Genomic DNA, 12,787 nt, shown 5'->3' on the forward strand with positions numbered 1-12,787 from the left:
GCACGACGCCGTGCGGCGGCATAGCGTGACCTCGGACGCTGCGCGGGATCGCGCGGACGGGGAGGAGAGCACATGCGGTCGATGATCCCCGACTACCTGGACGGTGCGCTGTCCGACGTCGTGGCGGACGACTCCGGCGCGACGGCCGCCTACATCCCCGAGCTCGCGGCGGCGGACCCCGACCGCCTCGGCGCGGCCTTCGCCACGATCGACGGCCAGGTCTACGGTGCGGGCGACGTCGAGGTGGAGTTCACCATCCAGTCGATCTCCAAGCCGTTCGCGTACGCGTTGGCGCTGTCCGACCGTGGGTTCGGGCCCGTGCTGGCCAAGGTCGGGGTCGAACCGTCCGGCGAGGCGTTCAACGAGATCTCCCTGGAGGACGAGACCGGACGTCCGCTCAACCCGATGATCAACGCCGGCGCCATGACGACGCACTCGCTCACCGGCCCGGACGGCGCCGACCCCGCCCGTCGGGTGGAGCGCGTGATCGACGGCCTGTCAGCCTTCGCGGGCCGCCGGCTGCGGGTCGACGAGGCGACGTGCGCCTCGGAGATGGAGCACGCGCACCGGAACCTGGCGATCGCGCACATGCTGCGCAGCCACGAGATCCTCACGGAGGACCCTCGGGGCGTGGTGGACGGCTACCTCCGCCAGTGCTCGGTGCTCGTCACGGCACGGGACCTGGCCATGATGGCCGCCACGCTGGCCAACCGAGGCGTCAACCCGCTCTCCGGTCGGCGGGTGGTCGGCGAGCGGGTGGTCCGGCAGGTGCTGAGCGTCATGGCCACCTGCGGGATGTACGACGCCGCGGGCGACTGGGCCACGCAGGTCGGCATCCCCGCCAAGAGCGGCGTCGCCGGCGGGCTCATCGGTGCGCTGCCGGGCCAGCTCGGGATCGCGACGTTCTCGCCCCGGCTGGACGGGCACGGCAACAGCGTCCGGGGCGTGTCGCTGTTCGAGCGGTTCACCTCGGACATGGGGCTGCACCTGATGGAGGTGCCGCCCGCCGCTCGTGCGGTCGTGCGGTCGAACCGTGCCCGCGGCAGCGCGGGCGACGCGGTCCGGGTCCTGCGGCTGCAGGGCGGTATCCGCTTCGCCGGGGCGGAACGGTTCGTCCGCGAGGTCATCGACAGCCCGCCGGCCGAGCCGCGCGTCGTCGTCGACGTCTCCGAGGTCTACTCGATCGACGACGTGTCGCGCCGGATGCTCCTCGAGCTCGTGCGCCGGCTCACCCTGGACGGCCACGACGTGTACCTCGTCGACCCGGAGGCGGTCGTCCCCGACCCGGATCCGGGGGAGGGCGGCCGGGTCACGGTCGTCGACGACATCGACGAGGTCCCGGTGGTCCGGGGCGAGGCCGGCGCACGCGACGTCGCGCTCGCCGGTCGGGCGGACGACGCATGAGCGCCGAGGCGAAGCCCCGGGCGCGTTCCTCGGACCGCGTCAGCGCGACGGCGCAGGACGGCCGTGACGCACGCCGGCGGGCGCCGCGTCGGCGGGCGGCCGACTGGGACCCGCGCGTGCGGGTCGCGCGGCCCCTCGACCGTCTGCGCGCCCAGGAGGCGGTCCGCGACCCGCAGCTCCTGCCGCTGCGGTACGCGCGGATGGCGTCGTCCCCGTGGGCCTACCTGCGCGGCGCCGCCGCCGTGATGGCCGCCGACCTCGCGGCCGTGCCCCACTCAGGGCTCGACGTCCAGATGTGCGGTGACGCGCACGTGCTGAACTTCGGCTTCTGGGCGTCGCCGGAGCGGCAGCTGCTGTTCGACGCGCGCGACTTCGACGAGACCCTCCCGGGTCCGTTCGAGTGGGACCTCAAGCGCCTGGTGACCAGCGTCCACGTTCTCGCGGCCTCCGAAGGGCTCGTCGCGGGGTGCGGCGAGAGCTCGGCCGCTGCTGCGGTCGAGGGATACCGCACGGCGATGCGGCGGTACGCCACCATGGGGGAGCTGGACGTCTGGTACGACCGTATCCCGCCCGACGTGCCGCTCAAGCGGCTGTCCTCGCAGCACGCCGAGGCCGCCGTGCGCCTCATCGAGAAGCAGTCCAGGAAGCGCACCCATCACGGCGCGGCCAAGCAGCTCGCGACCGAGGAGGGCGGGCGGCGGCGCATCGTCCGGGACCCGCTGAAGCGGGTGGACGACGGACTGAGCCAGGAGCAGCAGGTCGCCGCCTACGAGCAGCTCTACGACACGTACCTCGCCTCCATCCCGCCCCACCTGCGCCGCCTCGTCAGCCGCTTCACCCGGGTCGACTCCGTCCGCCAGGTCGTCGGCGTGGGCAGCGTCGGGATGCGCGTCTGGCTGCACCTGCTGGAGGGAGACAGCGGGCAGCAGCCGTTGTTCTCCCAGGTGAAGCAGGCCACGGCGTCGGTGTACGAGGAGTTCCTCGGTCCGAGCGAGTTCTCGAACCACGGCGAACGCGTGGTCGTCGGCCAACGTCTCATGCAGACCGCCAGCGACATCTTCCTCGGCCACCTGCGCGTCGACGGCTTCGACTACTACGTGCGGCAGTTCCGCGACATGAAGATCATCCCGCGCGGGGACCAGATCGCGGGATACCTGCCCCAGTTCGCCTACGCCTGCGGGCACGCCCTGGCCAAGTCCCACGCCCGCAGCGGCGACCCGGCCGCCATCGCCGGCTACATGGGCCGGGGCGCCGCGTTCGCCGACGGGATCCTCGGGTTCGGACGAGCCTATGCCGAGCAGACGCACGCCGACCACGCCGAGCTGATGGCCGCCGTCGGGAGCGGAGAGGTGCACGCCGCCGAGCAGGCCTGGTGAGCGCGCCGACCGCGTGCGCCCCAGGCGTTGACCGTGTTGTTACCACACGGAATCTACTGGGAGCAGCGGCCGTCCCTCTGCCGGCCGGGAACCGAAAGGACCACGAGCATGGGCTACATCACCGTAGGGAACGAGAACAGCACGCCCGTCGAGCTGTACTACGAGGACCAGGGCGCCGGGCAGCCGGTCGTGCTGATCCACGGCTACCCCCTCAACGGGCACAGCTGGGAGCGTCAGACCAGGGAGCTGCTGGACCAGGGCTACCGGGTGATCACGTACGACCGCCGCGGCTTCGGCCAGTCCTCCAAGGTGCACCACGGCTACGACTACGACACCTTCGCCGCCGACCTGAACACCGTGCTGGAGACCCTCGACCTGCGTGACGTCGTGCTCGTGGGCTTCTCGATGGGCACCGGCGAGCTGGCCCGCTACGTCGCGCGCTACGGTCACGAGCGCGTCGCCAAGCTGGCGTTCCTCGCTTCGCTCGAGCCGTTCCTCGTCCAGCGTGACGACAACCCCGAGGGCGTGCCGCAGGAGGTCTTCGACGGCATCGCCGAGGCCGCCAGGGGCGACCGGTACGCCTGGTACACGGAGTTCTTCAAGAACTTCTACAACCTGGACGAGACGCTCGGCTCGCTCATCAGCCCCGAGGCCGTCCAGGCGAGCTGGGGCGTCGCCGTCCGCAGCGCCCCGGTCGCCGCCTACGCCGTCGTCCCGGCCTGGATCGAGGACTTCCGCACCGACGTCGACGCCGTTCGCGCCGCCGGCAAGCCGACCATGATCCTGCACGGGACGAACGACAACATCCTGCCGATCGACGCCACCGCGCGTCGGTTCCGGCAGTCGCTGCCGGACGCCACCTACGTGGAGGTCGAAGGCGCGCCGCACGGGCTGCTGTGGACGCACGGCGACGAGGTCAACGACGCCCTGAAGTCTTTTCTGGGCGCCTGAGACCACCCGGTGGAGGGTGGCCGGGCCACCGGCTGCCCTCCACCACCGGTCCCGCCTGTCGCGGGGACCGGCCCGTTGCTCGGCCGAGCGAGAGGAGCCGACATGCCATGGAGCACCCGAGAGCTCGCCGAGCGCGCGGGCACGACGGTGAACACCATCCGCCACTACCACCGCACCGGGCTCCTCGAGGAGCCCGAGCGCCGGTACAACGGCTACAAGCAGTACGACGTGCAGCACCTGGTGACCCTGCTCCGCATCCGGCGACTCGCCAGTCTCGGTGTGCCGCTCGCCCAGATCGGTGACGTCAGCGCCCGGGCCGACAGCACCCCGGAGGTGCTGCGCGCTCTCGACACGGAGCTCCAGCAGGGCATCGCTCGGCTGGAGAAGGCGCGGGCGGACCTCGCAGTCATCCTGCGCGACGACGCGCCCGCCGACATCCCGGCCGGCTTCGAGTCGGTGGCGGCCCGGCTCTCGGAGGCGGACCGGTCCATCGTCCACATCTACACCCAGCTCTACGACGAGTCGGCGCTGTCCGACATCCAGAAGCTCGTCGAGGCGGACACCGACGGCGTCGGTGCCGAGCTCGACGAGCTGCCCGCCGACGCCGACGAGGACACCCGGCGCCGGCTGGTGGACAGGCTGGCCGCGACCATCGTGCGCAACAACCGCGACTTCCCGTGGCTGACCGATCCGGCGGCGCACCTGGCCAAGGACCCGTCGTTCACCGCGCAGACGATGGCCGACGCCCTGAACGACCTGTACAACCCGGCGCAGCTCGATGTCATCGAGCGCGCCCACACCCTGGCGGGCCAGCTCGAGCAGAACCCGCCCGAGCACGAGGTGAAGGACACCACATGACGACTGAGCACCCGGACGACGCGCGGCCCGCGTCGGAGACCGCACCCGAGCCCGCCTCGCGGTCCACGGGCGGCGAGCCGACCCTGGCGGAGGACCTCCTGCTGCTGCTGTTCCAGCCCGGCTCGGGCACCATCGCCGGCGAGGGGACCTTGTACTACGTCCTGGCCGGCGCGGTCCTCGCCGACCTGGGCCTCGGCGAGCACGTGCAGACCTCGACGGGCCGGACGGGGTCGCTTCTCGTCGGAGCCGTCGGCGACCGGCCGCCCGCGGACCCGCTCCTGCGGACGAGCTGGGAGTACGTCGAGGGCAAGCCCCGCGGGGTGCAGACCGTCCTGGCAGCCACCGGCCCGTCGCTGCGCCAGCCGCTGCTGGACAGGCTGGTCGAACGGGGCGACCTGCGCCGGCGCACCCGCAAGACGCTCGGCCTGTTCACGTCGTCGGTCCTCGAGGAGGGCGACAGCGGCCGCAGGGCGCAGGTGCTCGGCGAGGTGCGCGCGGTGCTCGTCGACCGGGTCGAGCCGTCCCCGCGCACCGCCGCCCTCGCCGCCCTGCTCTACGGCAGCGGCACCATGCCCCAGCTCGACCGCGAGATCCCGTGGACCTCACCGGTGATCGCTCGCGCCGAGGAGCTCACGGAGGGCAGCTGGGGAGCGGAGGCCGCCGCCAAGGCGGTCACCCGCACGGTCACCGCGGTCATCGTCAACAGCGTCGTTGCCGCCGCGGCCGCCCTGCCGCGCTGACAGTGCCGCCGAGCATGCCCTGACGGCCCGTCCGGTCCTCCGGACGGGCCGTCAGGGCATGCTCGGCCATCAGGTCCGGGACGCTCAGTTGAGCGGGGGAGTGTCGGCAGGGACGACCCCGTCGGCGTAGAGGTCCGTGGCCAGGTCACGCAGCGCCCGCAGGGCGACCCGCTGCGTGAGCGGCCCGTAGGAGACGCGGGCGACGCCCAGCTCCTCGTACTCGGCCGCGGTCAGTGCCCCGGGCACGCCGATGACGCTGAGCCGACGCGGGCCGAGCCCGGCGACGAGGTGCTGGGTCGACTCACGGTCGAGCTTGCCGGGCACGAAGACGAGGCTCGCGCCGGCGTCGAGGAACGCCCGACCGCGTTCGACGGCGTCGTCGAGGCTCTCGGACAGCGGACGGTCGCCACCGCGCACCAGCGCGTCCGTGCGCGCGTTGAGCTGGAACGGGACGCCCTCCTGCTCGGCGACCCGCACGATGGCCTCGACGTTCGCCACCGCCTCGGTCAGCGGCACGAGGCGGTCCTCGACGTTCGCGCCGACGACACCGACGCCGATCGCGCGACGGACCGACTCGCCCGGGTCGCCGAACCCCGCGTCGAGGTCGGCGGTCACCGGCAGGTCGGTCGCCTCCACGATCCGCGCCACGGCGGACAGCGCGATGTCGAAGGGGATCTCCCCGTCCGCGAACCCGTGGCTCGCGGCGATGGAGTGCCCGGCGGTGGCGATCGCGCGCGTACCGGGCAGGTCGGCGACCGTGCGGGTACTGATCGCGTCCCAGACGTTCACGACGCGGAGGATCTCGGGGGCTTCGTGGAGCGCCTTCAGCGCTTCGGCCTTCGTCAGGGTGCTCATGGCGACGACGCTACAGCGGCCGCGCTTGACCGTGTCCCCGGAACACGCGGTGTGCTCCTGCCGTGGGCGGCCGTGCGTGCCGGTGCGGACCGCGCCGCCACCCGCTGCCCTCGACACCTCAAGGAGAAGACGATGTCCCAGCAGACCTCCTCCCCGCCGGGAACCCGGCGCTCCCGGCGCAGAGCACCGCTCGTCGCCGTCGCCGTCGGAGCTGCCGTCGTCGTCGCGACGGTGGCGACCGTGCCGTGGCCCGACGGCGGCGCCGACGGTGCCGCCGGTGCCCCGCCGGTTCCCGACGTCGCGGCGCTGGCGGGGCCCCTCGCCGACCAGGAGCTGGTCTGGGAGGCCTGCGAGTTCAGCGAGGACGGTCCCCCCGTCCCGGGCGCCGACGTGTCGAACGTCGAGTGCGCGACCGTCACCGTGCCGCGCGACTGGCTGGACCCCGACCCGGAGCTCACGTGGGAGGTGCGCATCTCGCACGCCCAGAACATCAGCACCTCGGACCCCGACCACCACACCACGGTCATGGCCCATCCCGGTGGACCGTACGCCTCGGGGCTGTCCTTCAGCACGGCGGTCCAGCTGTACACCCCGGAGCTGCGGCCGACGACGAACTACGTCAGCTTCGACCAGCGCGGTCTCGGGCAGTCCAGCCAGGTGGGGTGCGACTACGAGTACGACCCGGCCGGAGGCCCCGCCGCCGCGGCACAGGCGATCGGCGACGCCTGCTCGCAGGACCCCGACGTCGCGACGATGACGACCGAGCAGACCGCCTACGACATGGACTTCATCCGCCACCTCCTGGGGCTGGAGCAGGTCACCTACGTGGGCTACTCCTACGGCACCTGGTTGGGGACCTGGTACGGCAACCTGTTCGCCGCCCACATCGAGCGGATGGTCCTCGACTCCGCCACCGACTCGACCCAGAGGTCGATCCAGACGAACTACGACGCGGCCCACGAGGGTCGGGACCGCCAGTTCCGGCTGCACCTGATGAACTGGATCGCGCGCAACGACGCGACCGTCGGGCTGGGCTCGGACCCGGAAGCGATCTGGGAACGGTACTTCGCGGCCACGGGCGGGCCCGAGAAGGCGCTCGCGGCGCAGCACGCCTGGAACGCCGCCCGTGGTTCGGTGGCCTTCTCGAGCCCTGCGTTCTACCCGATCGCCGGAAGCCTCGTGGCCAGCATCATCACCGAGGCCGAGGCGTCGACAGAGTCGGTCGACCCGCTCGAGCTGGCTGGTCGCATCGTCGACGGCACCGACCTGCCGGAGGAGCTGCGCGCGGGTGCGGACGCGGGGCTCGCGCTGCTGAGGGACACCCCGGAGACCGAGCCCGGCGAGCTCGTCCAGGGCACGCACGACTACGTCATCGAGTTCACCGCCTGCACGGACGGGCAGTGGGACCAGGGCCTCGAGCACTGGGACGGGTTCCACGAGCGCACCGCGCCGAGCGCACCCCTCACGGAGCAGCTCGGCCTGCTCGTCACGCCGACGTGCGCGTTCTGGCCCACGGACTCGGAGATGCCGACCGCGGACGAGCACTTCCCGGAGACCCTCGTGCTGCAGAGCGAGCTCGACTCGATGACGCCCTACGAGCAGGGTTGGGCCGCGGGTACCGGTCTGCCGAACACCAGCCTGATCGTCGTCGACAACGAGAGCATCCATGGTGTCTTCCCCTACGGCACCGAGGAGGTGGACCAGCCCGTGATCGACTTCCTGCTCGGTGGCGACCGGCCGGACCGGACGGTCGTCGCGGCCGGCAAGCCGTTGCCGCTGGAGGACGTGACGTACGAGTCGTGGTCGCCGATCGACGCGGACGGCGAGCACGACGACGTCCCGCTGTTCACGGACCCGACCATCCCCGCCGAGACGGGCATCCTGTCGGAGCCGAGCCCCTGACGAGCGGATGCACGGGGCCGGCCCGCACGAGAGTCAGTCGGCGGGCCGGCCCCCGACGACGGCGGCCACGGCGTCCAGGATGACGTCCGCGACGGGATCCGGCCGCGAGACCTCCAGCGCGTGCGACCCGTCCCAGATCACCCGGCGCACGACGGCCCCGGCCCGGTCGGCCATGAGCTGCAGCGCCGCTGTGGGGATGTTCCGGTCCGCGTCGCCGTAGACGAACCAGCTCGGACGGGTCCGCCATGCGGGGACGGCGCTCACGAGGACGTCCGTCAGTGCGCTCTCGGCCACCGGGCGTTGCGCGGCGCTCATCGCGGCGGCGAGCGGCGCCGGCACGTCGGCCGCGAGCTGCGCGGCGAACGCCTCGCGCCGCACGACGAGCTCCCTCCCGCTCGCGCGGACCGGGTAGCCCGCGACGGTGTCACGGAGCGTGCTCCCCGGGAACCGGCGGGAGAGCTCGTCGGCGCTCTCGCCATGATCCGGAGCGAAGGCCGACACGTAGACCAGCGCGGTGACGGCGTCGCGCGTGCCCGCCTCGGTGATCACCATCCCGCCGTAGCAGTGCCCGACGAGGACGATCTCTCCCGGGACCGCGTCCAGGACGTCCGACAGGTAGCGCGCGTCGTCGGCGAGGCCGCGCAGCGGGTTCGCCACGGCGACCACCGGCACGTCGTCCTCGTCCAGCCGGGCGATGACCTCGTTCCAGCTCGACGAGTCGGCGAACGCTCCGTGGACCAGCACGACGGTCGGTGTGGGCACGATGCTCCTCCGGTCCGGGGCGCACCGGGGGTGTGGCGCACCTCACACATCCAGCCAACGGTGTGTGCCGACCACAGAGTCAAGGCCCGCATGCCGGTCGAGGTCCGGGCAGCGCCTCAGAGCAGCTCCCGGAGCTGGCGACGGGACGTGATGCCGAGCTTGCGGTAGATGTTGCGCAGGTGGGTCTCGATCGTGCGAGGGCTCAGGAACAGACCGGCGGCGACCTCTCGTGAGGTCGCCCCGGCCGCCACGAGGCGTGCGATGTGACGTTCGTGGTCGGTCAGCGCCGTGGACGCTCCGACGCCGTGTGCGCGCGGATGCTCCCCGGTCGCCCGGAGCTCCCGCGCGGCTCGCTCGGCGAACGCCTCGGCCCCCATGGCGACGAAGGACTCGTGCGCGATGCGGAGCTGCTCGCGCGCCGCCTGCCGCAGGCCCCGGCGACGCAGCCACTCGCCGTGCAGGAGGTGGGCGCGCGCGAGGTGAGCGGCCATGCGGGTGGCGCCGAGCTGGTCGATCGCCTCGCGGTAGTGGTCCTCGGCGGCGTCGGCGTCGGCCGCGTCGTCGTCGACGAGGAGTGCCCGAGCCTGGGCGGCCAGGCCCCGCGCCAGTGGCGTCCCGCACGCGGAGGACAGGGCCGTGAGCTCGTGCGACGCGGAAGAGGCGTCGCTGCGCCGTCCTCCACGGACGGCCCCTTCGACCAGCTCGTGGAGCGCCAGGCTGCGGACGAAGAGCTCGGGTGACCGGCTCGCGCGCAGCGCGGCGTCGGCGGCGCCGGCGTAGTCACCGCTCGCGTTGCGGGACACGGCGAGGGCGTACTGCGCGACGCCGCCGGCCGCACCGGCGTCGTCGGCGACGGACGTCGCGGAGAGCCGCACGACGTCGTCCTCCTGCCCGCGCCACGCGGAGAGGAGCAGGTCCGCGGAGGCCAGGGGCACGACGCCGGTGGCCCGGGCGACAGCCCTGCTCTCGGCGGCGAGGTCCGCGGACCGCGCGAAGTCGCCCGTGAGGACCAGCACGCACGCGAGATGGACCAGCGCCGGGGGGAGGGCGGTCAGGGATCCGGAGCCACGGACGCGTTCGACGTTGCGGCACAGGAGGCTGTGGGTCGTCTCGTCGTCCAGCACCGCGCCGGCGGTGCGGGCCGCGAGCACCAGCCATCGTCCGGTGCGCTCGTGCAGCGGACCCTCGCCGCTCGGGTCGTACCGCCGGAAGGTCACCACAGCACGGCCGATCTCGGGGACGGCGTCCGCGAGTCCTCGCGTGTACGCGCTGACCAGCGCGTCCAGGAGAAGATCTGCCGGCTCGGGCGGGCCGAGCGGGGCCGGAGCGTGCTCCGCGGCCGACGCGACCTCCTGGACGCCCATGCGACCGGGAGCGGCACCGAGGACGACCGCACTGTTCAACGCGACCAGGAAGGCCTCACGCGACCGGGTGGGGTCGAGGGGCGCGAGCATCTTCGCGGCGTCGACGAGCCGAGCCGGCGCCCCGTCCCCGGAGGTCGTGTCGAAGTCGATCATCGCCCGGTACAGGCGGACCCGTGCTCGCTCGAGGTCGTCGAGCGTGCCTGCCTCGGCGACGGCCAGCAGACGCGTCGCCTCGTCCGGGGCGCCTGCCTCGTGCATGGCCTGCGCAGCCAGGAGAGCGCGTCCTGCCCGGGCACGGGGGTCGGGGGTGAGCTCGGTGGCCCGTTCCAGCAGCGCCGCAGCGTCCGCGAAGCCGCCGCGGGCGATCGCCCGTTCGGCCGCGGCGACCGACTCGACCGCGACCTCCTCGTCGGTCCCGAGGATCGCGTTCGCACGATGCCACGCCCGACGATCGGGGTCGGTCCGGGCGTCGAGGGCGCGCGCGAGGACGTCGTGGACCCGCCGTCGGTCGGCCGGGCGGGCCACGCCGTAGATCGCGGACCGGGCGAGGGGGTGCGGGAAGCGCACGGTCGTGCCGATCTCCAGCAGGCCGGCCTCCTCCGCCGCAGCGGCGGCGTCGGGCCGGATGCCGAGGTGCGAGGCTGCTGCCCAGAGCAGCGCCGGGTCGCCCGTCGGCTCCGCGGTGGCGATCAGCAGGAGGTGCCGGGTGTCCTGCGGCAGTCCCGCGTACCTCTCGCGATAGGCCTCCTCGACGCGGCGAGGTGCCGTCACGGGCACCGCCAGCCCGCCCGCCAGCTGTGTCGCGCTGGTGGCGCGGGGAAGCTCGAGCAGCGCGAGAGGGTTGCCCCGCGCCTCGGCGACCACACGGTCTCTCAGCACGTCCTCGATCGGCGTGCTGACCGTCGACTCCAGCAGTGCTCTGGCATCGGCGTCCCCCAGCCCGGTCAGGCTGACGGATCGGATGCCGGCGAGGTACGACCCTCGCTCGTCGGTGAGCTCGCGGGAGGCGACGATCAGCGCCAGCCGGTCCGCGGCGAGGCGCCGTACCACGAAGGCGACGACCTGCGTCGAGGCGGCGTCGAGCAGGGCGGCGTCGTCGACGAGGCAGAGCAGCGGCCGCTGCTCCGCGCTCTCGGAGAGCAGCGAGAGGGTGGCCAGCCCGACGAGGAACAGGTCCGGGGGTGGTCCTGACCCCCTGCCCAGGGCGACGTCCAGGGCGCCCCGCTGGGGATCGGGAAGCGCATCGACATGCTCCAAGAGTGGTGCGCACAGCTGGTGGAGACCGGCGAACGCCAGCTGCTGCTCGGACGCGTTCCCGACGACGCGCACCACGGTGAAGCCCGCCCGTGCGGCGACGTCGGCGGCGTGGTCGAGCAGGGCCGTCTTGCCGATGCCCGCCTCGCCCAGCACGACGAGCGCTCCGCTGCGTCCGGCGCGGGCATCGGCCAGGATCTCGTCGACCGTCTCACGTTCCGACCGCCGTCCGAAGAGGTGCACCGTCCGTCCTCCCTCCGTCGCACGGCGTCGGACCGATGGCGAAAGGACGACTACGTAGTCCTCACCGATGCCGAGCACGGGTGCTCGATGAGACGTTACCAACGAGGGCGGGCGGATCACCGCGCAGGGGGCGAAACTCACCCGGCGGCGGGCGCCCCACCCTGTCGCCGAGCAAGGAGAACGTCATGGTGTGGAGCACGCGGGAGCTGGCGGATCTCGCGGGGACGACCGTGAACACCGTCCGGCACTACCACGCGGTCGGGCTCCTCGATCTGCCGCAACGGCTGCACAACGGGTACAAGCAGTACCAGGTGAGCCACCTCGTGCGGCTGATCCGTCTGCGACGGCTGGCCGAGCTGGGTGTGCCGCTCGCACGGATCGAGGAGGTCGACACCCGTCAGCCGTCGGCCCTGCGCTCGGTGGACGCGGAGCTCGAGGCGGACATCGAGCGCCTGCAGCGTGCCCGCTCGGACGTCGCCGCGATCCTGCGCGAGAACGCGCCGCCGGACACCCCGCACGGCTTCGAGGCGATCGCCGCCCGGATGTCGGGCGCAGACCGCTCGCTCGTCCACATCCTCGCCCGCCTGTCCGGGCCCGACGATCGTGCGCACCTGCTGGCCATGGTCGCCGCCGAGCCCGCCGAGGCACGGCGCCGGTTCGACGACCTGCTGCCGGACGCCACCGAGGCGACCCGTGAGAGCCTCGCCGCGCTCCTGGCGAGCAACGGTCCGCACTGGCGGAGTCCGGAGGCCGCGCCGCCCAGGGCCAGGGCGCCGCTCCAGACCGCCGTCGCCGAGCTCTACCGGCCTGTCCAGCGCGACGTCCTGCGTCGCGCGTCGTCCATGGTGAGCCGCTCAGGGGCGCCAGGCGTCGTCGACTCCTCCCGCGCGGAGCCGGCGACCGCTACGGTGTCGGCCCCTGGTGGTCCATCCAGAAGTCGACGGCATCGGCACGCGGGTGAGCACTCGTCCGGCCGCCGACAGCACCGAGCGCCATGACCATCCCCGGTGCGTCCTGCACCGCGGGTCATGGCACGGGTCATGACCTGGTCCGTCTGCGACGGCACGGACGACTCGAG

Annotated in this window: 10 protein-coding genes; 7 read left to right on the forward strand and 3 right to left on the reverse strand. The window is 73.1% G+C overall.

What is annotated here, in order from left to right; translation table 11 throughout:
- The first annotated feature begins 72 nt into the window (after positions 1–72).
- The 5 genes from HDG69_RS08375 (at position 73) to HDG69_RS08395 (ending at position 5,329) form a co-directional block, all read left to right on the forward strand.
- Complete coding sequence (locus tag HDG69_RS08375; protein WP_171783350.1) at positions 73–1,404, forward strand: glutaminase; 1,332 nt, start codon at positions 73–75, stop codon at positions 1,402–1,404.
- On the forward strand, positions 1,401–2,780 hold the full coding sequence (locus HDG69_RS08380) for a DUF2252 domain-containing protein (RefSeq protein WP_171783351.1): 1,380 nt from the start codon (positions 1,401–1,403) through the stop codon (positions 2,778–2,780). Before HDG69_RS08375 ends, HDG69_RS08380 begins: the two co-directional genes overlap by 4 nt.
- A 108-nt stretch (positions 2,781–2,888) precedes the next feature.
- Positions 2,889–3,731, forward strand: a complete 843-nt coding sequence (locus HDG69_RS08385; protein WP_171783352.1) for an alpha/beta fold hydrolase — start codon at positions 2,889–2,891, stop codon at positions 3,729–3,731.
- 102 nt (positions 3,732–3,833) lie between these two features.
- Positions 3,834–4,589, forward strand: a complete 756-nt coding sequence (locus HDG69_RS08390; protein ID WP_171783353.1) for a MerR family transcriptional regulator — start codon at positions 3,834–3,836, stop codon at positions 4,587–4,589.
- A complete protein-coding gene (locus HDG69_RS08395) occupies positions 4,586–5,329 on the forward strand; it encodes a GOLPH3/VPS74 family protein (protein WP_171783354.1) in 744 nt (247 codons plus the stop codon). The genes HDG69_RS08390 and HDG69_RS08395 overlap by 4 nt, the downstream gene beginning before the upstream one ends.
- Before the next feature lie 84 nt (positions 5,330–5,413).
- Here HDG69_RS08395 and HDG69_RS08400 read toward each other — a convergent pair whose 3' ends face one another.
- Entirely contained in the window at positions 5,414–6,184 is a 771-nt protein-coding gene (locus tag HDG69_RS08400; RefSeq protein ID WP_171783355.1) for an isocitrate lyase/PEP mutase family protein, read from the reverse strand.
- 132 nt (positions 6,185–6,316) lie between these two features.
- On the opposite strand from HDG69_RS08400, the gene HDG69_RS08405 reads away from it, so the two are divergent.
- A complete protein-coding gene (locus HDG69_RS08405; RefSeq protein ID WP_171783356.1) occupies positions 6,317–8,086 on the forward strand; it encodes an alpha/beta fold hydrolase in 1,770 nt (589 codons plus the stop codon).
- Positions 8,087–8,119: 33 nt separating this feature from the next.
- Here HDG69_RS08405 and HDG69_RS08410 read toward each other — a convergent pair whose 3' ends face one another.
- Together HDG69_RS08410 and HDG69_RS08415 are read right to left on the reverse strand one after the other, a co-directional pair.
- Entirely contained in the window at positions 8,120–8,848 is a 729-nt protein-coding gene (locus tag HDG69_RS08410; protein ID WP_171783357.1) for an alpha/beta fold hydrolase, read from the reverse strand.
- Between the two features lie 116 nt (positions 8,849–8,964).
- Complete coding sequence (locus HDG69_RS08415) at positions 8,965–11,709, reverse strand: AAA family ATPase (RefSeq protein WP_171783358.1); 2,745 nt, start codon at positions 11,707–11,709, stop codon at positions 8,965–8,967.
- Between the two features lie 185 nt (positions 11,710–11,894).
- On the opposite strand from HDG69_RS08415, the gene HDG69_RS08420 reads away from it, so the two are divergent.
- Complete coding sequence (locus HDG69_RS08420) at positions 11,895–12,707, forward strand: MerR family transcriptional regulator (RefSeq protein WP_171783359.1); 813 nt, start codon at positions 11,895–11,897, stop codon at positions 12,705–12,707.
- The last annotated feature ends 80 nt before the right edge of the window (positions 12,708–12,787 follow it).

Origin of the sequence: Isoptericola halotolerans, assembly GCF_013149785.1 — a bacterium.
Lineage (GTDB): Bacteria > Actinomycetota > Actinomycetes > Actinomycetales > Cellulomonadaceae > Isoptericola > Isoptericola halotolerans.

Excerpts from the sequence above, each read along its gene's own strand:
- HDG69_RS08385 (WP_171783352.1), top strand. The coding sequence starts at position 2,889 with ATGGGCTACATCACCGTAGGGAACGAGAACAGCACGCCCGTCGAGCTG.
- HDG69_RS08420 (WP_171783359.1), top strand. The coding sequence starts at position 11,895 with ATGGTGTGGAGCACGCGGGAGCTGGCGGATCTCGCGGGGACGACCGTG.
- HDG69_RS08375 (WP_171783350.1), top strand. The coding sequence starts at position 73 with ATGCGGTCGATGATCCCCGACTACCTGGACGGTGCGCTGTCCGACGTC.
- HDG69_RS08400 (WP_171783355.1), bottom strand. The coding sequence starts at position 6,184 with ATGAGCACCCTGACGAAGGCCGAAGCGCTGAAGGCGCTCCACGAAGCC.
- HDG69_RS08405 (WP_171783356.1), top strand. The coding sequence starts at position 6,317 with ATGTCCCAGCAGACCTCCTCCCCGCCGGGAACCCGGCGCTCCCGGCGC.
- HDG69_RS08390 (WP_171783353.1), top strand. The coding sequence starts at position 3,834 with ATGCCATGGAGCACCCGAGAGCTCGCCGAGCGCGCGGGCACGACGGTG.
- HDG69_RS08395 (WP_171783354.1), top strand. The coding sequence starts at position 4,586 with ATGACGACTGAGCACCCGGACGACGCGCGGCCCGCGTCGGAGACCGCA.
- HDG69_RS08380 (WP_171783351.1), top strand. The coding sequence starts at position 1,401 with ATGAGCGCCGAGGCGAAGCCCCGGGCGCGTTCCTCGGACCGCGTCAGC.